This window comes from Actinokineospora sp. UV203, from assembly GCF_056323665.1.
This window is the reverse complement of the sequence record NZ_CM150484.1, coordinates 2101979-2125404: the sequence shown is the minus strand read 5'-3', so window position 1 is coordinate 2125404 and position 23426 is coordinate 2101979. Positions and strand designations below refer to the sequence as shown.

Here is a 23426-nt window from a genome sequence, read left to right as displayed (position 1 = left end):
AACGTGCGACTCGCGGAGGTGGTGGCGTGATCCGGTTGACGTTGCGGGAAATCGCCGACGCGATCGGTGGTGAGCTGCACAACGCCGACGGGTCCGAGGTGGTGACCGGCTCGGTCGAGTTCGACTCGCGGGCCGTCGCGCCGGGCGGGCTGTTCATCGCGATGCCGGGGGAGCGGGTCGACGGCCACGACTTCGCCGCCGCCGCGGTCAAGGCGGGAGCGGTCGGCGTCCTCGCCGCGCGGCCCGTCGACGCGCCCGCGGTGATCGTGCCCGCGGTGACCGACGCGCACACCAAGTCCGTCGCCCTCGTCGGTGACACCGACGGGTCCGGCGCCGCCGTCCTCGCCGGGCTCGGCGCGCTCGCCCGGGCAGTGGTCGACCGGCTCGACGGCGTCACCGTCGTCGGTGTGACCGGCTCGTCGGGCAAGACCTCCACCAAGGACCTGATCGCGCAGCTGCTAGAGCCGATGGGCCCGACCGTGGCGCCCCCCGGCTCCTTCAACAACGAACTCGGCCACCCCTGGACCGCGTTGCGTGCCGACGAGGACACCAGGCACCTCGTGCTGGAGCTCTCCGCCCGCGGTCCCGGCCACATCGCCGCGCTCTGCGACGTCGCGCCCCCGCGTATCGGTGTCGTGATCAACGTCGGCAGCGCGCACCTCGGCGAGTTCGGTTCGCGCGAAGACATCGCCCGCACCAAGGGCGAGCTGGTCGAGAAGCTGCCCGCCGACGGTGTCGCCGTGCTCAACGCCGACGACCCGCTGGTCGCCGCGATGGCCGAGCGCACCGCCGCCCGGGTCGTCCTGGTCGGCGAGGCGCCGCACGCGCAGGTGCGCGCGGTCGGCATCGAGATCGACGAGTCCGCCCGCGCGAGCTTCACGCTGGTCACGCCCGCCGGCGAGGCCAAGGTCAAGCTCGGCCTGCACGGCGCCCACCACGTCGGCAACGCCCTCGCGGCGGCCGCGGTCGCGCTGGAACTGGGCGCCACGCCGGACGACATCGCCGAGCGGCTCTCCGGAGCTCGGCGGGTCTCGGCGCGCCGGATGGAGGTGACCACCCGCGCGGACGGCGTCACGGTGGTCAACGACTCCTATAACGCCAACCCCGAGTCGGTGCGCGCCGCCCTCAAGACCCTGGCGACGATGGCTCGCACGGGTGAGCGGCGGCGGTCGTGGGCCGTCCTCGGCGTGATGGGCGAGTTGGGCGACTCGGCAGTGAGCGCGCACGACGAGATCGGCAGACTCGCCGTGCGATTGGACATCAACCGCCTTGTGGTGGTGGGCGACGGAGCCCGCGCGATGCACCAAGGGGCGCACCTGGAAGGTTCGTGGGGAGAGGAGTCGGTGCTCGTGCCGGACGTCGATGCCGCGGTGGCGCTGCTGCGCGCCGAACTGGCACCCGGTGACGTGGTGCTCGTGAAGGCCTCCAAGGCGGCCGCGCTGTGGCGCGTCGCCGACGCGCTGCTGGCGGTGGATGCTCAGTGAAAAGCATCCTCATCGCGGCCGCGATCGCGATGGTCGTCTCGATCCTGCTCACCCCCTACCTGATCCGCGTGTTCTCCCGGCAGGGTTTCGGCCAGGAGATCCGCGAAGAGGGCCCGCAGGGCCACAAGGCCAAGCGCGGCACGCCCACCATGGGTGGCGTCGCGATCATCCTCGCGATGTGGGCGGGCTACGGCACCTCCCACATCGTCAGCGCCATGACCGGCGGCGGGGACACCCCGACCGCGTCCGGCCTGCTGGTCCTGCTGCTGGGCACCGGCCTGGGCATCGTCGGCTTCCTCGACGACTTCATCAAGATCCGCAAGCAGCGCAACCTCGGACTCAACAAGACCGCGAAGATGGTCGGCCAGCTCGTGGTGGCGATCGTGTTCGCGATCCTCGCGCTGCGCTTTCCCGACGAGCGTGACCTCACCCCGGCGTCGGACCACCTCTCGTTCGTCCGAGACATCGCCATCGTCTCCTTCGGCGGCATCGGCTTCATCGTCTTCTGCTACCTCGCCGTCTCGGCGTGGTCCAACGCGGTGAACTTCACCGACGGTCTCGACGGGCTCGCGGGCGGCGCGTCGGCGATGGTGCTCGGCACCTATGTCGTCATCTCGTTCTGGCAGTTCAGCCACGACTGCTCGCGCGTGCGCGAAGCGGCGTGCTTCGACGTGCGCGACCCGCTCGACCTGGCCGTCGTGGCCGCGGCGGCGATGGGCGCGTGCATCGGCTTCCTCTGGTGGAACGCCGCCCCCGCGAAGATCTTCATGGGTGACACCGGCTCGCTGGCCCTCGGCGGCCTGGTCGCCGGTCTGTCGATGACCACCCGCACGGAGCTGCTGTTGATCGTCATCGGCGGCCTGTTCGTGGTCGAGATGGTGTCGGTGGTGTTGCAGATCGCGGTCTTCCGCACGACCCGCCGAAGGCTGTTCCGAATGGCGCCGTTCCACCACCACTTCGAGCTCGCCGGGTGGGCGGAAACCACGGTCATCATCCGGTTCTGGCTGCTGGCGGGCGTGTGCGCGATGTTCGGCCTCGGCCTGTTCTACGCCGACTGGCTCGCTCTCGGCGGCGGCGTGTGACCTCGCGGGACCTCACTGGACGGTCGGTGCTGGTCGCGGGCGCCGGGGTCACCGGCCGCTCGGTCGCGGTCGCGCTGCGGGCGATGGGCGCGACCGTCACGGTCACCGACGCGAACGCCGAGCGCCTGGCCGAGCTGGCCGACACCGGCGCGGTGCTGGTCCCGGGACTCACCGAGCCGCCGCCGGGGACAGACCTGGTGGTCACCAGCCCCGGCTGGCGGCCCAGCAGCCCGCTGCTCGTCGCGGCGGCTGATGCGGGCACCGAGGTCATCGGCGAGGTCGAGCTGGCCTGGCGGATCGCGCGGACGCTTCCCGAACCGCCGGTGTGGCTCGCCGTCACGGGAACCAATGGCAAGACGACGACCGTCGGGATGCTCGAATCGATCCTGCGCGCGCACGGCGCCAACGCGGTCGCGTGTGGCAACGTCGGCCTGCCGGTGATCGACGCGGTGATCACCGGGCACGAGGTGCTCGCCGTCGAGCTGTCGAGCTTCCAGCTGCACTGGCAGTCCTCGCTGCGGGTCCATGCGGGCGTGGTGCTCAACCTCGCCGAGGACCACCTCGACTGGCACGGCTCGCTGGACCACTACGCCCACGCGAAGGGCGCCGTCTACGCGGGAGCGGAGTTCGTCGTCCGCAACACCGAGGACGACTGGTCGACCCGGCTCGCCGCGGAGCACGACGGCACGCACGTCGGCTTCCGCCTCGACACCCCGCGGATCGGGGAACTCGGTGTCGTCGAGGACTTGCTTATCGACCGAGCCTTTGTCGACGACCCGGCGAACAACGCCGTCGAACTCGCCACGCTGGCCGACGTCCGCCCGGCGGGCCCGCACAACGTCGCCAACGCCTTGGCCGCCGCCGCCCTCGCGCGCGCGTACGGCGTCTCCACCGACGCGGTGCGCGACGGTCTGCGCGCGTTCGTCCCGGGTGAACACCGGGCCGTCCCGGTCGCCGAGTCGGCCGGGATCGCGTATGTCGACGACTCCAAGGCGACCAACCCGCACGCCGCGTCGGGCTCGCTGCGTTCGTTCCCCTCGGTGGTGTGGATCGCGGGGGGGCAACTCAAGGGAGCCTCGGTCGACGACCTGGTCAAAGAGGTCGCCGGACGGCTGCGCGGAGTGGTCCTGCTGGGCGTCGACGCCGAGGTGATCTCCGCGTCGCTAGCGCGACACGCGCCGGATGTCCGTGTCGAGCGACCGGCTCCGGGAGACGATGAACCCATGATCGCAGCGGTTCGCGCGGCACGCGCCATGGCCCGATCGGGTGACGTCGTCCTGCTCGCCCCCGCGGCCGCCTCCCTCGACATGTACCGCGACTACGCCCACCGCGGCGACGCGTTCGTCGAAGCCGTCCACCGGCTCGTCCAGGAAGACGACGGCGACACCGGGTCGAGCTGATGGCCGTCACCGAGATCGAGAAGACCGACCGGCCCCGGCGCGCGGTCCAGGTGGCGGGCAGGCTGGGCGCGCTGCGCACCGCGCTCACCGCGTGGCTGGGCCGACCGCTGGCCTCGTTCCACCTCGTCCTCGCCGTGTTCGCGCTGCTCACCGCGTTGGGCCTGGTCATGGTGCTCTCGGCCTCGGTCGTCGTCTCGTTCAACACGCCCGGCTCAGGCCTCTACACGGTCTTCAAAAAGCAGCTGTTGTACGTGCTCGTGGGCTCGGTCCTGTTCTGGGTGGGCCTGCGGCTGCCGCTGCCCACGATCCGCGCGCTGAGTCCGATCGGCATGATGGTGGGCGTCATCATCCTGGTGGCCGTCCTGACCCCGCTCGGCGCGACGGTCAACGGCACCCGCAGCTGGTTCGTCGTCGGCCCCATCTCGTTTCAGCCGATCGAGGTCTGCAAGCTCGCCCTCGCGCTGTGGGGCGCCCATGTGCTGGTCGTGAAGCGCGCCGTCCTGCACCGGTACCGCCACCTGCTGGTCCCGGTGCTGCCGGTGGCCCTGCTGCTGTTCGCCCTGGTCATGCTGCAGCCCGACCTCGGCGGCACGATCACCCTCGGCGTCGTGCTGATCGCGCTGCTCTGGTTCGCGGGGGCGCCGCTGCGGCTGTTCGGCGCGCTGGCCCTGGGCGGCCTCGCGGGTGTCGCCCTGCTCGCGGTGGGCACCCAGTACCGGCTCGACCGGGTGGTCAGCTTCCTCAGCCCCGACGAGGACCTCGGCGGCAAGAACTACCAGGCCGTCCAGGCCCAGCTCGCGCTCGCCGACGGCGGGTTCTTCGGCCGCGGACTCGGCCAGGGCTCGTCGAAGTGGAACTTCCTGCCGAACGTGCACAACGACTTCATCTTCGCGCTCATCGGCGACGAACTCGGCCTGCTGGGCTGCGGTCTGGTGCTGGCCCTCTTCGTGATGGTCGCGGTGATCGGCATGCGCATCGCGACCCGCAACATCGACCCGTGGATCCGGATGGTCGCCGCGACGCTGACCGTCTGGCTCGTCGCCCAGGCCGCCATCAACATCGGCTACGTCGTCGGGTTGCTGCCGGTCACCGGCATCACGCTGCCGCTCATCTCCTCCGGCGGCACCTCGGTCGTGGTGACCATGCTGGTGTTCGGCATCCTCGGCAACTGCGCGCGCCATGAACCCGAGGCCGTCTCGGCACTACGCTCGCAAGGGCCGGGCCGATTCGGCAAGCTGCTGCACCTGCCCGCACCGGACCCGTACCAGCCGCCGAAGAAGCGCAAGCCCGTGCGCCCCACGGCGCCGCCACGGGGCGCGGAGCAGCGCAGGCGGGGCACGCCCGAGCGGGCGCGGCAGAAGGCAAGTCGCGGGAATCCGCGAACCGCTAAAGGAGGACGTCGTTGACCGGTGGTAGTCAGGCCGCCCGTAAAGGCCCGTGCGTAGTGATCGCGGGAGGTGGCACGGCCGGACACATCGAGCCCGCGCTGGCCCTGGCCGACGCGGTGATGCGGCTGCGCCCGGACGCCCGCGTGGTCGCGCTGGGCACCGAGCGCGGCCTGGAGAAGACGATCATCCCCGCGCGCGGCTACCCGCTGGAGTTCATCCCGCCGGTGCCGATGCCGCGCAAGCCCAATGTCGACCTGCTCAAGCTGCCGCTCAAGGTCCGCTCTGCGATCAAGCAGACCCGCGAGGTCCTCGACCGGGTCGGCGCCGACGTCGTCGTCGGGTTCGGCGGCTACGTCGCCCTGCCCGCCTACCTCGCCGCCCGCGGCCGGATCCCGATCATCGTGCACGACTCGAACGCCCGGGTCGGGCTGGCCAACAAGGTTGGCGCCCGGTTCGCCGACCGGGTCGCGGTGGCGGTGCCGGACTCCGGCCTGCCGAACGCGGAGGTCGTCGGCATCCCGCTGCGCGAGTCGATCATCAACCTCGACCGCGCGGCACTGCGCGCGCAGGCCCGCGAGTTCTTCGGCCTGGACCCGCACGCCCCGACGCTGCTGGTCTTCGGCGGCTCCCAGGGCGCGCGCTCGATCAACAACGCGGTGTCCGGCGCCGCCCGCGCGTTCGCCGACGCGGGCATCGGCGTGCTGCACGCCCACGGCCCCAAGAACTCCCTCGTGGTGCAAGAGGTGCCCGGTGCGCCCAAGTACGTCTCCGTGCCGTACCTGGAGCGGATGGACCTGGCCTACGCCGCCGCCGACGCGGCGCTGTGCCGCTGCGGCGCGATGACCGTCGCCGAGGTGTCGGCCGTCGGCCTGCCCGCGGTGTACGTGCCGCTGCCGCACGGCAACGGCGAACAGGCCCTCAACGCCGAACCCGTGGTCAACGCGGGCGGCGCGATCATGGTCCCGGACGGCGAACTCACCCCCGAGACGGTCACCGAGCTGGTCGTACCGATGCTCGCCGACCGCGCCCGGCTCGCCGCGATGAGCACCGCCGCGCAGGGCAGCGGTCACCGCGAGGCCGCGGACGTCCTGGCCCGCATGGTGCTCGACACCATCGACAAGAGGTCACAATGACGACGACTGACAAGCTCCTCACCCGCGCGCACCTGATCGGCATCGGTGGCGCAGGCATGAGCGGCATCGCCCGAATCCTGCTCGCCCGTGGGCGCGAGGTGTCCGGCTCGGACGCCAAGGAAGCCCGCACCTTCCTGACCCTGCGCGCGCAGGGCGCGAAGATCGCGATCGGCCAGCGTGCCGAGAACCTCGACCAGCTGCCCGAGTCGCCGACCGCGGTCGTCGTGTCGACGGCGATCAAGGAGGACAACCCGGAGCTCGTCGAGGCCCGCAAGCGCGGGATCGTCGTCGTGCACCGGTCGCAGGCGCTCGCCGAGCTGATGTCGGGCCACCTGGTCGCCTGCATCGCGGGCACGCACGGCAAGACGTCGACCACCTCGATGCTCACCGTCGCGCTGCAGCACTGCAGGCTCGACCCGTCGTTCGCGATCGGCGGCGACCTCAACGACTCCGGCGCCAACGCCCACCACGGCAGCGGCGGGATCTTCGTGGCCGAGGCCGACGAGAGCGACGGCTCGTTCCTGGTCTTCCGCCCGAGCGTCGCGGTGGTGACCAACGTGGAGGCCGACCACCTCGACCACCATGGCACCGTCGAGGCCTACGTCGCGGTGTTCGACTCCTTCCTTGACCAGATCACCGCCGACGGCGTGCTGATCATCTGCGCCGACGACCCGGGCGCGGTGGCCTTGGCCGAGCGCGCGGAAGCCAAGGGCATCCGCGCGCGCCGCTACGGCCGCGCGGCGGCAGCGGAGTCCGACGCCACCCTGCTCGACTACCGACCGGTCGACGGCGGCGGTGTGGCCCGGGTGTCGCTCGACGGCCAGGAATTCGAGCTCGGGGTCGCGGTCCCGGGCGAGCACATGGCGCTCAACGCCCTCGCCGCCCTGCTGGCGGGCCTGGAGCTGGGCGCGCCCCTCGAAGGGCTCGGCGAGGGCATCGCCGCGTTCGGCGGGGTGCGCAGGCGCTTCGAGTTCAAGGGCCGCTCCGGCGGCGTGCGGGTCTACGACGACTACGCCCACCACCCGACCGAGGTCGACGCGCAGCTGCGCGCGGTCCGGCCCACGGCCGAGGGCGGCCGGGTCGTGGTGATTTTCCAGCCGCACCTGTACTCGCGGACCGAGGCGTTCGCCGCCGAGTTCGCCCAGGCGCTCGGGCCTGCCGACGTGGTCGTCGTGCTCGACGTGTTCGGCGCCCGAGAGAAGCCGCAGCCCGGCGTGAGCGGCGCGCTGATCGCCGACGCGGTCACGGGGACCGAGGTGCACTACGAGCCGGCCTTCGACAAGGTGACCACGCTGGTGGCCGACCTGGTCCGGCCAGGCGACCTGGTGATGACCATGGGCGCGGGCGACGTGACGTCGCTCGGTCCGGAGCTGATCGCCGAGCTCGACCGGCGAGCGGCGACGGAATGACCTCCGCGCAGACGAGGCAGCGGCGCAGGCCGCCTCGGGCAGCCGAGCGGCCGCGCAGGCTGACCCGGCGTCGCTACCTCGTCCGCCGCGCGACAGTCCTCGGCTCCGTCCTCGCGGTGGTTGCCCTCGTCTACGTCGTCCTGTTCACCTCGGTGTTCGGTGTGCGCGGGGTCGAGGTCTTCGGCACGACCGTCCTCACCCACGACGAGGTGCGCAAGGCCGCGGCGGTGGAGGCGGGCAGCCCCCTGGTGCGGCTCGACACCGACGAGATCGCCGCCCGGGTCGCGGCCCTGCCCCGAGTGCGGTCGGTGGACGTGCGCCGGTCCTACCCGGTGACGGTGCGGATCACCCTGGTCGAGCGGACGCCGTTCGCGGTGATCACCACGCCCGACGGCGTGCACCTGGTCGACGTCGACGGCGTGGACTTCGGCGTCGCGGAGGTGGCCCCGCCGGGTCTGCCGCAGCTCGCCGCGGCGGACGCGCCGACGATCAAGGCCGCGGTGGCGGTGCTGGCCGCCGTGCCGGACCCGCTGCGTCCGCAGGTCGCCTCGGTGTCCGCGGAGACGGTCGGCAACGTGAAGATCACCCTGGCGGACGGCCGGGTGGTGAAGTGGGGCAGTGCCGAGCACTCCGAACGCAAGGCCGCGGTGCTGGGGCCGCTGCTGACCCAGCCGGGCAAGGTCTACGACGTGAGCACCCCGGACTTCCCGACGATCTCCTGACCCCGACGGCGAAATCCGGTGCGTGCCGCACACGATCGCGGAGACCGCCCACGAACAGCTCGACAGCGCCACGGGCGAGTGATAAACCGGATTCCTTACGTCCCGTGACGAACATCCGCCGCGCATTACGGCGTGGCGGCTGGATCGGCGGCCGGCCAGTGCCTACCTTCCTTGCGTGGTCCGGGGTTGACATAACTCTCAGTCTCTGGTTGAGGTCGAGGGTCTCCCGTCCGGACACGATCATGCTCGACACGATCAGGAAGGCGGCCTTTGATGACGCCCCCGCACAACTACCTCGCCGTGATAAAGGTCGTCGGCATCGGTGGCGGCGGCGTGAACGCCGTCAACCGCATGATCGAGGTCGGCCTCAAGGGCGTCGAGTTCATCGCCGTGAACACCGACGCGCAGGCACTGCTCATGTCCGACGCCGACGTCAAGCTCGACATCGGCCGTGAACTGACCAGAGGCCTTGGCGCAGGCGCCAACCCCGAGGTCGGCACCAGGGCCGCCGAAGACCACCGCGAGGAGATCGAGGAGGTCCTCAAGGGGGCCGACATGGTCTTCGTCACCGCGGGTGAGGGCGGCGGCACCGGCACCGGCGGCGCGCCCGTCGTGGCCTCGATCGCCCGCAAGCTCGGCGCGCTGACCATCGGCGTGGTCACCCGGCCGTTCTCCTTCGAGGGCAAGCGCCGTGCGAAGCAGGCCGAGGACGGCATCACCGAGCTGCGCAACGAGTGCGACACGCTCATCGTCATCCCCAACGACCGGCTGCTGCAGCTCGGCGACGTTGGCGTGAGCCTGATGGACGCCTTCCGCTCCGCCGACGAGGTGCTGCTCTCCGGTGTCCAGGGCATCACCGACCTGATCACCACCCCGGGTCTGATCAACCTCGACTTCGCCGACGTGAAGAGCGTCATGTCCGGCGCGGGCAGCGCGCTGATGGGCATCGGCTCGGCCCGCGGCGAGGGCCGCGCAGTGCAGGCCGCGCAGAAGGCGATCAACTCGCCGCTGCTGGAAGCGTCGATGGACGGCGCCCACGGCGTCCTGCTCGCCATCGCAGGCGGGTCCGACCTGGGCCTGTTCGAGATCAACGAGTCGGCGTCGCTGGTGCAGGAGTCCGCGCACCCCGAGGCCAACATCATCTTCGGTACGGTCATCGACGACTCCCTCGGCGACGAGGTCCGGGTCACGGTGATCGCCGCGGGTTTTGACGCGGGTGCGCCGACCCACAAGAAACTCGATCCGACGGCGCTCGGCACCCGCAGCACCACGACGGGCCCCACGGCGTCCGCCAAGGCGGGTCAGGTGTCGACCGACCGGCCGGCGCCTGCTACTCAACAGCAGCCTGCCCCGCAGCAGCAGCACACTGGCTACCAGCAGCAGGCGCCGCAGCCGGGCAACGGCTACCAGACGCAAGCGCCCGCGCCCGCGGGCAACGGCATGGGCTACTCGCAGCAGGCCACCCAGGCTCCGCCGCCGGTCGGCGGCGGACAGCCGCTGCCGAACGTGCGCGGCACCCAGGGCACCCTGCCCGGCCGCGCTGTCCCGGTCGGCGACGACCCGGACGACGAGGTCGACGTACCCCCGTTTATGCGCAGGTAGCACCGCTCCTGCACCATACGAACCCCGGCGTTCCCCCGCCGGGGTTCGTGTTCGTTATCGGTCGACTGAGGAGTTCTGGTGCGGATTCGTCGGGTGGTCACCACACGCGAGGGCGGGGCTTCCGCCGCGCCGTATGACTCGTTCAACCTCGGCGACCACGTCGGGGACGCGCCGGAGGCGGTGGCGGCCAACCGGGAGCGGCTCGCCCGCGAGCTCGGGCTGGGGCCGGACCGGCTGGTCTGGATGGAGCAGGTCCACGGCCGCGCCGCCGCGGTCGTCGACGGCCCGTGGGCCGAGCCGGTCGAGGCGACCGACGCGCTCGTGACCGCGCAGCCGAACCTCGCGGTAATCGCGCTCGTCGCCGACTGCGTCCCGATCTTGCTCGGCGACGCCCAGGCGGGCGTGGTCGCCGCGGTGCACGCGGGTCGCGTGGGCGCGCGCGTCGGGGTGGTGCCTGCGGCGCTCGACGCGATGCGCGAGGCGGGTGCCGACCCGTCCCGGATCGAAGTGCTCCTCGGACCGTCGGTGTGCGGCGACTGCTACGAGGTGCCGCAGGCGATGCAGAACGACGTCGAAAAGCACCTGCCGGGCAGCGCGTGCCGCACCCGCAAGGGCACGCCCGGTCTGGATCTGCGCGCGGGACTCTGGCGGCAGCTCGCCGACGCCGGTGTCGCGAAGATCGGGATCGATCCGCGGTGCACGAATGAGGAGCGTTCGCTGTTCAGTCACCGCAGGGAAGGGACCACTGGGCGATTGGCCGCGATCACGTGGCTCGAGCCGTGACGGACCGCGCCGCGGAGATCGCCGCGAACCTCGCCGACGTGCGCGAGCGGATCGACGCCGCCTGCCGCAACGCCGGCCGAATGCCCGCCGACGTGCGACTTCTCGCTGTGACGAAGACTTTCCCGGCCTCCGACGCGGCGATCTTGGCCGATCTCGGGGTCCTTGATCTTGCCGAGAACCGCGATCAAGAGGCCGGTTCCAAGTTCGATCAGCTCAAGGAGCTCCGACCGACCGCGAAGCCGCGCTGGCACATGGTCGGGCGGCTGCAGCGCAACAAGGTGCGCTCAGTGGTCCGCTGGGCCGACGAAGTGCAGTCGGTCGACTCGACCCGGCTGGCCGACGCGCTGGCCAAGGCCGCCCAAGATCGTCCCGAGCCGCTCGACGTCCTCCTGCAGGCGAGCATCGACGGCGACCCCGCGCGCGGCGGCTGCCCCCTGGGTGATCTTGATTACCTTGCGGATCATGTAATTCGATCGAGTGAATTAGCACTCAAGGGGATCATGGCTGTGGCGCCCCTCGGGATGGAACCTTCGGCGGCGTTTGAACGTCTAGCGGGTGTGGCACACCAGCTGCGGGCGCTGTATCCAACGGCGCGTGAGCTGTCGTGCGGCATGAGTAACGATCTTGAAGAAGCGGTGGACCATGGGTCGACATGCGTGCGTGTCGGAACTGCTCTGCTAGGGGGACGCGGGCTAGCCTCCCCTTGACGGTGCGCATGTGGGACCACGCACGGGGAGTCGCGGAGGAACGCCATGAGTACGCTGCAGAAGCTGAAGGCCTACTTCGGAATGGTGCCTGCCGAAGAGCTCGAGGACTACGAGGGTGACGACTACGACCGTCGCTCCTACGGCCGCCGTCCGGAGTACCTCGACGACGACTTCGACGAGTACGCCGGAGGACGCCGACGGTGGTTCGGCGGCGCTCGCGCGGGCTACCGCGACGATGTCGACGACGACTTCGAGCCGGTCGACCGAGGCCGTCCGCGCCCCGCGTGGGCAGGCCAGACCTCCGAACCGCAAACCCATGGCGCGCTCGCCATTGACGCCCGTCGCGACCCGGCTCCCCGGCTGCGGCAGGTGGAGCCCGCTGTACAGGCAGGTGGGTACCCGATGGGCCGTGTCGTGACACTGCACCCGAGCAGCTACAACGAGGCGCGCACCATCGGTGAGCACTACCGCGACGGCCGCCCCGTGATCATGAACCTGACCGAGATGGATGACGCGGACGCCAAGCGTCTCGTCGACTTCGCGGCCGGGCTCGCGTTCGCGTTGCGCGGCTCCATCGACAAGGTCACGAACAAGGTGTTCTTGATCTCACCGCCCAATGCCGACCCAACCGCGGAGGACAAGCGGCGGTTGGCGGAGGGCGGGTTCGCCACCCGAAGCTGAGTGATGGCACAGTTGAGCTGTGGAACCAGTGCTTCTTGCCGTCTATTGGGTGTTGTTCGCCTTCTGGCTGCTACTCACCGCCAGGGTGGTCGTGGAACTCGTGCGCACGTTCGCACGCGAGTGGCGACCAGCCGGTGGGGTTGCGGTAGCGCTGGAGACCATCTACACAGTGACCGATCCCCCGGTGCGTTTGGTCCGTCGGTTGATACCGACAGTCCGAATCGGGGGTGTAGGCCTGGACCTATTGATTATGGTGCTGCTGCTGGTTGTATTCATTCTGATGCAACTGGCGTATCCCGGGTGATCGGGGAGACTTGGGTTGATGGCAGCCCTGGAGTGCGTGAGGTGATCAGATGTCGTTGACCCCCGCTGACGTGCACAACGTCGCGTTCAGCAAGCCTCCCATCGGCAAGCGGGGCTACAACGAGGACGAGGTGGATGCCTTCCTCGACTTGGTTGAGGTAGAGCTCTCCCGCCTGATCGAGGAGAACAACGACCTGCGCGCGCAGGTCGAGCAGCTCGACGCGCAGTTGGAGTCGGCTCGCGCCGACCTCGACGACGCTCGGTCCGGAGGTGGCGTGCCCAGCGTGGCGCCGCGGCAGGCCGAGGAGCCGCGTCGGCTCACTCCGGTTCCGCCGCCCAGTGCGCTGGAGCAGACCAGTCCCGGAGGCGGCGGTGATCACCACGTGCAGGCCGCCAAGGTTCTGGGCCTCGCACAGGAGATGGCCGACCGGCTCACCGGCGAGGCGAAAGCCGAAGCCGACGGGATGCTGTCGGAGGCTCGGACCAAGTCCGAGCAGCTGCTGTCCGATGCGCGTGCGAAGTCGGACACCATGGTCACCGAGGCGCGTACGCGCGCGGAGACCATGCTGAACGACGCCCGGACCCGGGCCGAGACCCTGGAGCGTCAGGCCAGGGAGAAGGCGACCACGCTGGAGCGCGACGCCCAGCGGCAGCACACCGAGATCATCGGCGCGGTGCAGCAGGAACGCACCACGCTGGAGAAGAAGATCGACGAGCTGCGCACCTTCGAGCGCGAGTACCGCACACGTCTGAAGACCTTCCTCGAGTCCAGCCTGCGTGAGCTCGGCGACCGCGGTTCCGCGGCCCCGACGACCGAAGGCGGACGCGGTGCCGGTCAGCAGAGCGGCTACTCCTTCGGCCCGCGTGCGGAAGCGGGCTGACCTAGCGAGCCACTGATCGGGACGCCTCAGCGATGAGGCGTCCCGATCAAGGCAGTAGGGCACACGGTGCTGTACATCGTCTTGATCTTGGTGCTGGCCGCACTCGGGTTGCTGGTCACCGCTCTGACAACGGCCAACACCCTCTGGGCGTGGCTCTCGGTCGGCATCAGCATCGCCGCCGCGGGCCTGCTGGTCTACGACTGGCTGGGCAACCGCCGCCGCCGGGCTGCCGAGCCCGAGCCGGTCGCGGAGGCCCAGGATGAGCCCGAGCCGGAGTACGTCGACGAAGCTGTCGACGAGCCTGTGCGAGAGCCGGTCGTCGAGTCGGTCGTGCCTGCCGAGGCGGTCGCTGTCGTGCCCGAGACGTCCTCCGAGGATGAGCCCGACGAGGAGCCGACGGACGCCGCCGACATGTTGGTGATCTCTGGGCTGACGGACGACGTCCGAGTCTTGGACGAGCGTCCGCGCTACCACCTGGCCAAGTGCGCCTGGCTGGGCGGACGGTCGTCGATCGGTCTCCCGGTCGCGGAAGCCCGCCAGCTCGGCTTCACCCCGTGCGCGCTCTGCGGTCCGGACGCGACCCTGGCGGCCAAGCACCGCTCGGGCCGAGGAGCCAGGACCCCCGGCGGGAAGTAGTTCAGCCGAAGACGAAACCGGTCGCGTCTTGCGACCTGCCCCTGGAACAGTTGGCGACAGCTGACCTAGGGGGCGGTTTCGCATGGTCCTGTCCGGCGAGGGGACCAAGCGTCTCGGCACGGACTTCGGCAAGCTCTGGGCGTCCACGGCCACGGCCAACCTCGGCGATGGCATCGCGCTGGCCGCGGGCCCGCTGCTGGTCTCCGGGCTGACCTCCGACCCGGCGATCGTCTCCGGCGCGGCCTTCGTCCAGCGACTGCCCTGGTTGCTGTTCTCGCTGATCAGTGGTGCGTTCGTCGACCGGGTCGACCGCCGGGTGCTGATCATCTCGGTCAACGTCTTCCGGGCCGCCGTGATCGGCGGCCTGGCCGTGACGATCTGGACCGGCCACGTCACCATCGCGATCGTCTACGCCGCGTTCTTCCTGCTGGGCATCGGCGAGACGCTGGCCGACAACGCCTCCGGCGCCATGGTCCCCGCCGTCGTCGTGCCGGACCTGCTGCCCAAGGCGAACGCCCGCCTCTACGCCCTGCACTTCGTCGGCAACATGCTCATCGCGCCCCCGGTGGGCGCGGCGGTGTTCGTGGTCGGCGCGGCCCTGCCGTTCGGGATCAACGCCGCGATGTTCCTGCTTGGCGCGGCCGTGCTGGCCACCCTGCGATACCGCCCGCCACCCGCTGAGGCCGTCGACCGGCGACCGCTGCGGCAGGAGATCGGCGAAGGGCTGCGTTGGCTCTGGCGGCACGAGTTGCTTAGAGCCCTCGCGGTGGTCTTGTGCCTGATGAATGTGGCGTTTTTCGCACCCTCGGCGATCCTCGTGCTCTACGCGAAGGCACACCTCGGCCTGCCCGAGATCGGTTTCGGACTGCTGCTGGCGGTGATGGCGGTGGGTGGCCTGATCGGGACCGCGGTCGCCGCTCGGGCGCAGAAGCGGTTCGGCGACGGCACCCTGCTGCGGGCGGGCATGGTGATCGAGACCGCGACCCACTTCGGCTTGGCCCTGGCCGGTGACGCGTGGGTCGCCGGGGCCACCCTGCTTGTGTTCGGGATCCACGCGTCGATCTGGGGTGTCGTCGCCATGTCGGTCCGCCAGCGGGTCGTCCCGGACCGGCTGCGCGGCCGGGTCGGCAGCGTGTATTTCCTGCTGGTCATCGGCGGCGCGTCAATCGGCTCGCTGGCCGGTGGCCTGATCGCACGCTACTGGGGCGTCACCGCGCCGATGTGGGCCGCGGGGTCCGCGATGATCGTCCTGACGTCGTTCGCCTGGCGACACTTTCGCCGGGAGGCGTTCGTCACGGGGGTCTCGACGGCCTGAGGGACGCGGAGGTCGAATAGGGCCATGCGAGTCGAGTTGGTGAAAGACGTCGACGACGGTCTCGTCGACGGCCTGGCCGAGGTTCTGGTGGACTGTGTGGCGAACGGGGCGAGTGTCGGGTTCGTCGGCGTGCTCGCCCACGACCGGGCTCGCGTCTGGTGGCGGACCGTGCTCGCCGACCCCAACGTGCTGACCTGGGTTTCCCGCGACGGGACCGGCCGGATCGTCGGCACCGTGCGCCTGGCCTTGGCGACCCAGGACAACGGCAGGCACCGCGCCGAGGTGGTCAAGCTGCTGGTGCACCGCGACGCTCGGGGCAAGGGCTGCGCCGGTGCGCTGCTGGCCGCGCTGGAGGACACCGCGCGCTCGCTCGGACGCCGGGTCCTGATGCTGGACACGCACACCGACAGCCTCGCCGAGGGCATCTACGCCCGGCGCGGCTGGCGGCGGGTGGGGACGGTGGACGACTTCGCGCTGACCGTGGACGGCGTCCTCGCGCCGACGACGATCATGGTGAAACACCTGGTTGCGTGAACCGGCTTGCGCGGACCCGTTACCCTAGGTGTCAAGGTACTGATCCGGCCATCACCGGGGAGCCTCCGGAAGAACGGGCGCGAGCCTCAGTAGAACCGGACGGGATCGGCCCGTCACAGCCGACCTAGAGCGGTCATCGGCGTTTCGGCGCCGGCGGCAAGCGGGGTGGTACCGCGGCGAGCGGCGGCATGGAGGCCGGCGCGAGTCGTCCCCGTGTGGGTCCGACCGATCCGTACGAGGAGTACCACCGATGCCGTACCCCAGGGCGCATCACACCGAGACCGCCGCTGTCCCCGCGCAGCCCTCTTTCCCCGAGCTGGAACGGGCCGTGCTCGACTACTGGTCCGCCGACCAGACGTTCAAGGCCACTGTGGACGCTCGCCCGGCGGGCGACAACGGCGCCAACGAGTTCGTCTTCTACGACGGCCCGCCCTTCGCCAACGGCCTGCCGCACTACGGCCACCTGCTGACCGGCTACGTCAAGGACGTCGTCCCGCGCTACCAGACGATGCGCGGCAAGCACGTCGAGCGCCGCTTCGGCTGGGACACCCACGGTCTGCCCGCCGAGGTCGAGGCCGAGAAGCAGCTCGGGTTCTCGTCGAAGAGCGAGATCGAGGACTTCGGCATCGAGAAGTTCAACGAGGCCTGCCGGTCCTCGGTGCTGCGCTACACCGACCAGTGGCGCGACTACGTGACCCGTCAGGCCCGCTGGGTCGACTTCGACAACGACTACAAGACTCTCGACCTGGACTACATGGAAAGCGTCATGTGGGCCTTCAAATCCTTGCACGACAAGGGTTTGATCTACGAGGGCTTCCGTGTGCTGTGGTACTGCTGGCGCTGCGAGACGCCGCTGTCGAACACCGAGACCAAAATGGACGACACCTACCGGGACCGGCAGGACCCGGCGGTCACGGTCGGCCTGCGGCTGCTCGCGCCGGGCACCGACCTCGACGGCGTCCAGGCTCTTGTGTGGACGACCACCCCGTGGACGCTGCCGTCCAACCTCGCCGCCGCGGTGCACCCGGATGTCGACTACGTCGTCGTCCAGGGTCCCGAGGACAAGCGCTACCTGCTGGCCGAGGCGCGCGTTCCGGCGTACGCCCGCGAGCTTGGTGAGGAGCCCGCGGTTCTCGCGCGCTACACCGGTACCGACCTGCTCGGCACGAAGTACGCGCCGCCGTTCGACTTCTTCGCCGGACGGGAGAACGCCCACCAGGTCCTCGCCGCCGACTACGTCACCACCCAGGACGGCACGGGCATCGTGCACATCGCGCCCGCCTTCGGTGAGGAGGACAAGCTCGTCACCGATGCCGCGGGCATCGAGGTCGTCGTCCCCGTCGACCCGCACGGCCGCTTCACCGCCGAGGTGGCGCCTTATGAGGGCCTGCAGGTCTTCGAGGCGAACAAGCCGATCATCCGCGACCTCAAGGACGCCGGTCTGCTGCTTCGGCACGAGACCTACGACCACCCGTACCCGCACTGCTGGCGCTGCGACAACGCGCTGATCCAGCGGGCGGTGTCGTCGTGGTTCATCGCGGTGTCGAAGTTCAAGGACCGCATGGTCGAGCTGAACCAGCAGATCAACTGGGTGCCCGGGCACATCAAGGACGGCCAGTTCGGCAGGTGGCTGGAGAACGCGCGCGACTGGAACATCAGCCGCAACCGGTTCTGGGGCTCGCCGATCCCGGTCTGGGTCTCCGACGACCCGGAGTACCCGCGCATGGACGTCTACGGCTCGCTCGACGACCTCGAGCGTGACTTCGGCGTGCGCCCGACCGACCTGCACCGCCCGCACGTCGACGACCTGACCCGGCCCAACCCGGACGACCCGACGGGCAAGTCGGTCATGCGCCGGGTGCCCGAGGTGCTGGACTGCTGGTTCGAGTCCGGCTCGATGTCCTTCGCCCAGGTCCACTACCCGTTCGAGAACGCGCAGTGGTTCGAGGACCACTACCCGGGCGACTTCATCGTCGAGTACAACGGCCAGACGCGTGGCTGGTTCTACACGATGCACGTGATCGCGACGGCGCTGTTCGACCGGCCCGCGTTCACCAACTGCGTCGCGCACGGCATCGTGCTGGGCGACGACGGGCAGAAGATGTCCAAGTCGCGCAAGAACTACCCGGACGTCAACGAGGTCTTCGACCGCGACGGCTCCGACGCGATGCGCTGGTTCCTCATGGCCAGCCCGATCCTGCGCGGCGGCGACCTGGTCGTGACCGAGCGCGGCATCCGCGACGCGGTGCGCCAGGCCGTGCTGCCGCTGTGGAACTCGTGGTATTTCCTTGCCCTGTATGCGAACGCCGAAGGCAAGGAAGGCACGTGGCGGACCGACTCGACGCACGTGCTCGACCGCTACGTGCTGGCCAAGACTCGGCAGCTCGTGGTATCGGTGACCGAGTCGATGGACACCTATGACATCTCCGGCTCGTGTGCTTCGGTGCGCGAATACCTTGAGGTGCTGACGAACTGGTACGTGCGTCGGTCGCGTGACCGCTTCTGGGCGGGCGACACCGACGCGATCGACACCCTGCACACCGTGCTGGAAGTGGTGTCCCGCTTGACTTCGCCGCTGCTGCCGCTCACCGCGGAGGCCGTGTGGCGCGGTCTGACCGGCGAGCGCTCGGTGCACTTGGCGGACTGGCCGTCGGCCGACGACCTGCCCGCCGACGACAAACTGGTCGCGGGCATGGACCGGGTCCGGCAGGTGTGCTCGTCGGCGCTGGCGCTGCGCAAGGCGAACAAGCTGCGTGTGCGGCTGCCGCTGGCGCGGCTGCTGGTGGCGGCCGAGGACGCGGCTGTGCTGGAGCCGTTCGTCGAGCTGATCCGCGACGAGGTGAACGTCAAGGAGGTCGAGCTGACCACCGACGTCGCCGCGCACGGGCACTTCGAACTCGTGGTCAACGCCCGCGCGTGCGGGCCGCGGCTCGGGGCCGACGTGCAGAAGGTGATCAAGGCGGTCAAGGCGGGGGAGTGGACCACCGCCGACAGCGGCGCGGTCGTCGCGGCCGGGATCGAACTGCTCGACGGCGAGTACGAGCGTCGGCTTGTCGCCACCGATCCGGGTGCGACGGCTGAGCTGCCCGCCAGCTCGGGTCTGGTCGTGCTCGACACGGCCGTGACCCCGGAGCTGACCGCCGAGGGCATCGCCCGCGACCTCATCCGCGTCGTCCAGCAGGCCCGGCGCGACGCGGGCCTGGACGTGTCCGACCGGATCACCCTCACGGTGAGCGCGCCGGAGGACGTGGTCGCGGCCGCGCGCACGCACGCACGCATCGTCGCCGGTGACACGCTGGCCGAGGCGGTGGAGTACGGCGAGGTCGAGACCGGTTTCGACGGCACCGTCGGCGACGGCGTCGACGTGCGGGTTCTCGTGCGCAAGCGGTAGTTCGACAGTAATTCACATCACGTGCGGGTATCAGGAAGGCGACTTTCGGTGGTCCGGAAGTCGCCTTCCTGGCATCGTGGATGAAGCGTGACTGTCGCGCGTCGGGGGATGTGCGGTACTGGGGGTTCGACGTGTCATCGACACGGAAGCGCTGGATTCTGTCCATTGGGGCCTTGGCGGTGATCGCGTGCCTGGGCACCGCCATCTATGTGTTGATGCCGCGACAACGTGGGCCGCAGGCCGTCGCGGGCACGCAGACGACATCGGCGCAGCCGACGATGACGGCACTGCAGGTCGGCGACCGGTTCATCAAGTCGCTCGCCGCGCAGGACATGGTCACCGCGGCAGGTATGACCTCGGACCGCGAGAGCGCCTCACGGGTGCTGAGCAGCGTCAAGACCATGCTGGGGGCGTCGAAGGTGGCCACGGCCTGGACGAACCAGGCCGAACCCGCCGCGGACGCGACCGAGATCGCCCAGCAGTTCCAGATCAGCTGGACCTTGGGCACCGACCAGGTGTGGACGTACCCGACGGAGTTGACCATGGAACGCGCCGCCGCAGGCTGGCGGGTTCGCTGGGACCCGACGATCTTGCATCCCAAGCTGACGCCCGGTTTCTCCCTCGGCGTGCGTCAGCAGGCCGCCTCGCCGAACGCCGTCCTCGACCGCGACGGCAAGCCGCTGGACCCCGCAGCCGCGCCCCTGCTCGCCGGCGCGATCAAGAACCAGGTGCAGCCCACCGGCACCCCCGCCGCGGGACGCGTTGTGCTGTTCGACAAGGCGGGCGCCGAAGTCGAGAACCTCTTCGGCGTCGAAGCCAAACCCACCCCGCCGGTCACCGCGACGCTGAGCGCGGCCACCCAGAAGGCCGCCCAAACCGCCGTGGACTCGGCACCAGGCGCCGCCATCGTGGTCGCCATCCAGCCCTCGACCGGCGGCATCCTCGCCGTCGCGCAGAACGCCGCCGCCGGGAACAGCCCGAAGGCGCTCAATGGCCTCTACCCGCCAGGCTCCACGTTCAAGGTCGTCACCGCCGCCGCGCTCCTCGACGCGGGCAAAGCAGGCATCGACACCGTCGTGCCCTGCCCCGGCAGGCAGACCATCGGCACCCGCAGCATCAAGAACGCCGACTTCGAACTCCCCGACGGCCCGCTGCGCACGGCTTTCGCCCAGTCCTGCAACACCACGTTCGCCGCGCTGGCCGCCGACCTGTCGTCGGGTTCGCTGCCCGCCGCGGCCGCCCAGTTCGGCTTCGCGGCGGACTTCGAGATCCCCGGCATCAGCACCCAGACCGGCCGGATCCAGCCGCCCGCGCCACCCCCGAGCAGGTGGAGAACAGCATCGGGCAGGGCACAGTCCAGGCCAGCCCATTCGGACTCGCCCTGATGACCGCCACCGTGGCCAAGGGATCGGCGGTCACCCCGCGGCTGTTCACCGGCGTGGACACCGTCGTGAAAACCGGCTACCAAGGCCCGTCCGCGGCCACCGTCAAGTCCCTGCGCACGATGATGCGCGAGGTCGTGACGGTCGGCCGGGCCAAGGCACTGTCCAAGTACGGCGCCGTGGCGGGCAAAACCGGGACCGCCCAGTTCGGCGACGGCACCCACTCACACGGCTGGTTCGCCGGGTATCGGGGTGATGTCGCGTTCGCGGTGTTGGTCGAGGACGCGGGCTCAGCCGCGCCCGCCGTGACGGTGGCTGAAACATTCCTGGCAGGAGCTTGACTGTTCCGCCTCCCCGGAATTTTAGATTCGGTTGCCTTCCTTGGTGATGATGCGGACTGGTGGGGGACCGTGGTCGGGTCGCGTCACGGCCCCCCTTGGGTGCGGTTGGTTGCGCGGCCGGTTTGCCCCTCCGGCGAGCGATCGCTTGTCGTCGGTTGGTTTGCCGGCTGGCGAGTGGTCGTTTGCCGTCGGCTGGTTTGCCTGCGGCGAGCGGCCGATTTCGCCGGTAGTCGGCGTCGGTGGTGACCAGCGTTGCCATTGACAGGTCGCCGGGCTCGACCTGGGGTGATGGTGCAGCCGGTCGGCTTCCGCGCAGGGCTGGGTTGCGCGGGTCGTCCACCCGGTTTCGGTTGGATAGCGGCAGTCAGTCGGTTTGGGGTGGGGCAGTGGCGGTAGGTGCCCGGGTTCGGATGTTCGCGATCACCGCGGAGGCGGTCGTGGCGCTGGTGGCCTTCGTGGTCGCATAGGGCAGAAATTCCTTGTCTCGCAATGGTTCCTGGTTTCCTCCTGATCCCCGCACCGCAAGATTAGCCGTCGGCGATCCCGTCGTCATTGCCCCTTTAGCATGGGGATGAACGTTTGACGAACGTGGAGATCCATGCAAGCAAGTCAGTCCACTATGGATGGCTGCGAACCTCGACGCGGGTCTCACCCGCGCCGAACACCGCCACCACCTTGCTGCGGTCCACCGCGCTCGCGAGCCCCGGCCGGACGTCGATCTCCTGGCGCAGCGCCGGGGTGAGCAGCAGCCACGATTGGGCCAGACAGGTGTCGACGCACTCGTCCGGTCGGGTGGTGGCGGCAACCGGCCGCCCGTCGAGCACCAGGTCCACCCAAGTCGAATCGTCGGTCAATATCCGCGCCTCGGGCAGATTCACCCGCAGCCAGCTCGCCGCCGCGGCGGCCGGGGCGATGTCGGGCCGCTCGGTCGCGCCGACCGGGCTCGCCCACGCGGGGATCGCGAACGCCGCCACGGTCACCGCGAGCGCCGCCGTGGGCACCAGGAACGGCCGGACCAACTGGTGCCTGCCGACCCGTTCGCGGTGGGTGATGCCGAGCTCGACGGTCCCGGCGATCAGCAGTGCGGCCAGGGGCGGCACCACGGTCAGGGCCGCGGTTCCGGGGCCGCCGGGGATCAGTGCGGTCACGATCAGGGTGAGGACGCCGACGGCGAGCGGGCGCAGCCGGTAGGAGAACAGGGCGCCGCAGGCGGCGAAGACGGCGGTGGCGGCCAGGACCGGGTCCATGCCCACCCAGTGCGCCGGGACGGGGCCGTCGCCGGTGAGATAGACGCCGTTGAGGACCGATGTGGTGCCCAGGCCGATGCCGACGCCGAGGGTGAACAGCGAGGCCACCATCAGCGACAAGCGCTTGCGCCTGCGCCGCCAGATCAGCCAGGCGCCGGTGGGGACCAGGGCCAGGGTGACCGGGGCGGTGATCACCGCGATGACCAGGAACGCCGTGGCCCACAGGTCTGGGGCGAGCGAGCGGTGCCGGTTGTGCGTCCACAGCAAACCGAGTCCGGCCAACGCCCACGGCATGGCCACGTTCTCCGGCCGCACGGCGGTCTGCATGGAGATCGCCAGCGGTGACAGCGCCACCATGCCGACCGCCGCGGCGGCGGTCCACCGCGACAGGGACATGCGGCGGGCGAAGAGCCACACCAGCAGGGCGCAACAGGCGGAGGCGAACAGGATCGACTCGCGGACGGCGATGGTGCCGGTCGCGTGCCGGGCGAACGCGTCGGTCAGGGCGGTGTAGCCGCCGATCTGTAACCAGGCCAGCGGCGCCGCCGCGGCGCCGAGCGGGTCGAGCAGCTTGCCCAGTTCGGCCACGGCGTAGACCTGGGCCACATGCTGTGCTTCGACGGGTTGGGCGGGGGACTGGAGCATTCCCACCCGGAGGGCGGCGATCAGCCCGGCCAAGCTGAGCGGGACGATCAGTCTGACTAACGCCCGGCCCGCGGTCGCTGTCCGTTCTTCGGCGCGCAAACGCCAGGAACGCGCGATGAGGCGGACCGAGGAGAGGGCACTCCATCGGTGTGCGGTCATCTGGTTGCCTGCTCGGCGATCCGACACTGGGCCGGATGCGAGCGGAGCCTCCTTCGGTGGGCGAGTCCGGCAGGGGGGTGGAGCGGTCCGTCGCACGCTGCGTTCGCCCATGTTAAACGCAGATCTTCCCCTTGCGTACTGCAACTTTCCGTAAAAGAACCATGCCGCCTTACGGGTGATGCAGGAACGCTTGATGCGCCA

At 70.2% G+C, this 23426-nt stretch carries 20 protein-coding genes; 19 read left to right on the top strand and 1 reads right to left on the bottom strand.

Features of this window, described 5'->3' with window-relative positions; translation table 11 throughout:
• Positions 1-26: 26 nt before the first annotated feature.
• The 19 genes from ACUZ2Y_RS09735 (at position 27) to ACUZ2Y_RS09645 (ending at position 21174) form a co-directional block, all read left to right on the top strand.
• Positions 27-1484 carry a UDP-N-acetylmuramoyl-tripeptide--D-alanyl-D-alanine ligase gene (locus ACUZ2Y_RS09735; protein ID WP_476329038.1) on the top strand — a complete coding sequence of 486 codons (1458 nt, stop codon included), beginning with the start codon at positions 27-29 and terminating at the stop codon, positions 1482-1484.
• Positions 1481-2566: a phospho-N-acetylmuramoyl-pentapeptide-transferase gene (gene mraY / locus ACUZ2Y_RS09730; protein ID WP_476329036.1), complete on the top strand. Its 1086-nt coding sequence runs from the start codon at positions 1481-1483 to the stop codon at positions 2564-2566. The genes ACUZ2Y_RS09735 and mraY overlap by 4 nt, the downstream gene beginning before the upstream one ends.
• The gene (gene murD / locus ACUZ2Y_RS09725; protein ID WP_476329034.1) at positions 2563-3966 is read left to right on the top strand and encodes a UDP-N-acetylmuramoyl-L-alanine--D-glutamate ligase; all 1404 of its coding nucleotides are present in this window, start codon (positions 2563-2565) and stop codon (positions 3964-3966) included. The genes mraY and murD overlap by 4 nt, the downstream gene beginning before the upstream one ends.
• Positions 3966-5372, top strand: coding sequence for a putative lipid II flippase FtsW (gene ftsW / locus ACUZ2Y_RS09720; RefSeq protein ID WP_476329032.1), 1407 nt, complete (start codon positions 3966-3968; stop codon positions 5370-5372). The genes murD and ftsW overlap by 1 nt, the downstream gene beginning before the upstream one ends.
• On the top strand, positions 5369-6487 hold the full coding sequence (gene murG, locus ACUZ2Y_RS09715) for an undecaprenyldiphospho-muramoylpentapeptide beta-N-acetylglucosaminyltransferase (RefSeq protein WP_476329030.1): 1119 nt from the start codon (positions 5369-5371) through the stop codon (positions 6485-6487). Before ftsW ends, murG begins: the two co-directional genes overlap by 4 nt.
• On the top strand, positions 6484-7896 hold the full coding sequence (murC, locus tag ACUZ2Y_RS09710) for a UDP-N-acetylmuramate--L-alanine ligase (protein ID WP_476329028.1): 1413 nt from the start codon (positions 6484-6486) through the stop codon (positions 7894-7896). The genes murG and murC overlap by 4 nt, the downstream gene beginning before the upstream one ends.
• A complete protein-coding gene (locus ACUZ2Y_RS09705) occupies positions 7893-8618 on the top strand; it encodes a cell division protein FtsQ/DivIB (RefSeq protein ID WP_476329026.1) in 726 nt (241 codons plus the stop codon). Before murC ends, ACUZ2Y_RS09705 begins: the two co-directional genes overlap by 4 nt.
• A 273-nt stretch (positions 8619-8891) precedes the next feature.
• Complete coding sequence (gene ftsZ / locus ACUZ2Y_RS09700; RefSeq protein WP_476329024.1) at positions 8892-10220, top strand: cell division protein FtsZ; 1329 nt, start codon at positions 8892-8894, stop codon at positions 10218-10220.
• A gap of 78 nt (positions 10221-10298) precedes the next feature.
• On the top strand, positions 10299-11003 hold the full coding sequence (pgeF, locus tag ACUZ2Y_RS09695; protein ID WP_476329022.1) for a peptidoglycan editing factor PgeF: 705 nt from the start codon (positions 10299-10301) through the stop codon (positions 11001-11003).
• On the top strand, positions 11000-11710 hold the full coding sequence (locus tag ACUZ2Y_RS09690) for a YggS family pyridoxal phosphate-dependent enzyme (RefSeq protein ID WP_476329020.1): 711 nt from the start codon (positions 11000-11002) through the stop codon (positions 11708-11710). The genes pgeF and ACUZ2Y_RS09690 overlap by 4 nt, the downstream gene beginning before the upstream one ends.
• A gap of 45 nt (positions 11711-11755) precedes the next feature.
• A complete protein-coding gene (locus tag ACUZ2Y_RS09685; protein WP_476329018.1) occupies positions 11756-12391 on the top strand; it encodes a cell division protein SepF in 636 nt (211 codons plus the stop codon).
• 28 nt (positions 12392-12419) lie between these two features.
• Positions 12420-12695 (top strand): YggT family protein, encoded by a 276-nt coding sequence (locus tag ACUZ2Y_RS09680; RefSeq protein WP_476331692.1) that lies wholly within the window; start codon positions 12420-12422, stop codon positions 12693-12695.
• Positions 12696-12744: 49 nt separating this feature from the next.
• Positions 12745-13575 carry a DivIVA-like cell division protein Wag31 gene (wag31, locus tag ACUZ2Y_RS09675; protein WP_091574649.1) on the top strand — a complete coding sequence of 277 codons (831 nt, stop codon included), beginning with the start codon at positions 12745-12747 and terminating at the stop codon, positions 13573-13575.
• 66 nt (positions 13576-13641) lie between these two features.
• A complete protein-coding gene (locus tag ACUZ2Y_RS09670; RefSeq protein WP_476329015.1) occupies positions 13642-14211 on the top strand; it encodes a hypothetical protein in 570 nt (189 codons plus the stop codon).
• 82 nt (positions 14212-14293) lie between these two features.
• Positions 14294-15526, top strand: a complete 1233-nt coding sequence (locus tag ACUZ2Y_RS09665) for an MFS transporter (RefSeq protein WP_476329013.1) — start codon at positions 14294-14296, stop codon at positions 15524-15526.
• A 24-nt stretch (positions 15527-15550) separates the two neighbouring features.
• Entirely contained in the window at positions 15551-16060 is a 510-nt protein-coding gene (locus tag ACUZ2Y_RS09660; protein WP_476329011.1) for a GNAT family N-acetyltransferase, read from the top strand.
• 250 nt (positions 16061-16310) lie between these two features.
• Positions 16311-19451, top strand: a complete 3141-nt coding sequence (gene ileS / locus ACUZ2Y_RS09655) for an isoleucine--tRNA ligase (protein ID WP_476329010.1) — start codon at positions 16311-16313, stop codon at positions 19449-19451.
• A 131-nt stretch (positions 19452-19582) separates the two neighbouring features.
• Positions 19583-20836 (top strand): penicillin-binding transpeptidase domain-containing protein, encoded by a 1254-nt coding sequence (locus ACUZ2Y_RS09650; protein WP_476329008.1) that lies wholly within the window; start codon positions 19583-19585, stop codon positions 20834-20836.
• The gene (locus ACUZ2Y_RS09645) at positions 20779-21174 is read left to right on the top strand and encodes a penicillin-binding transpeptidase domain-containing protein (protein ID WP_476329006.1); all 396 of its coding nucleotides are present in this window, start codon (positions 20779-20781) and stop codon (positions 21172-21174) included. Before ACUZ2Y_RS09650 ends, ACUZ2Y_RS09645 begins: the two co-directional genes overlap by 58 nt.
• A 617-nt stretch (positions 21175-21791) precedes the next feature.
• Here ACUZ2Y_RS09645 and ACUZ2Y_RS09640 read toward each other — a convergent pair.
• On the bottom strand, positions 21792-23225 hold the full coding sequence (locus tag ACUZ2Y_RS09640; protein ID WP_476329004.1) for a hypothetical protein: 1434 nt from the start codon (positions 23223-23225) through the stop codon (positions 21792-21794).
• Between the last annotated feature and the right edge of the window lie 201 nt (positions 23226-23426).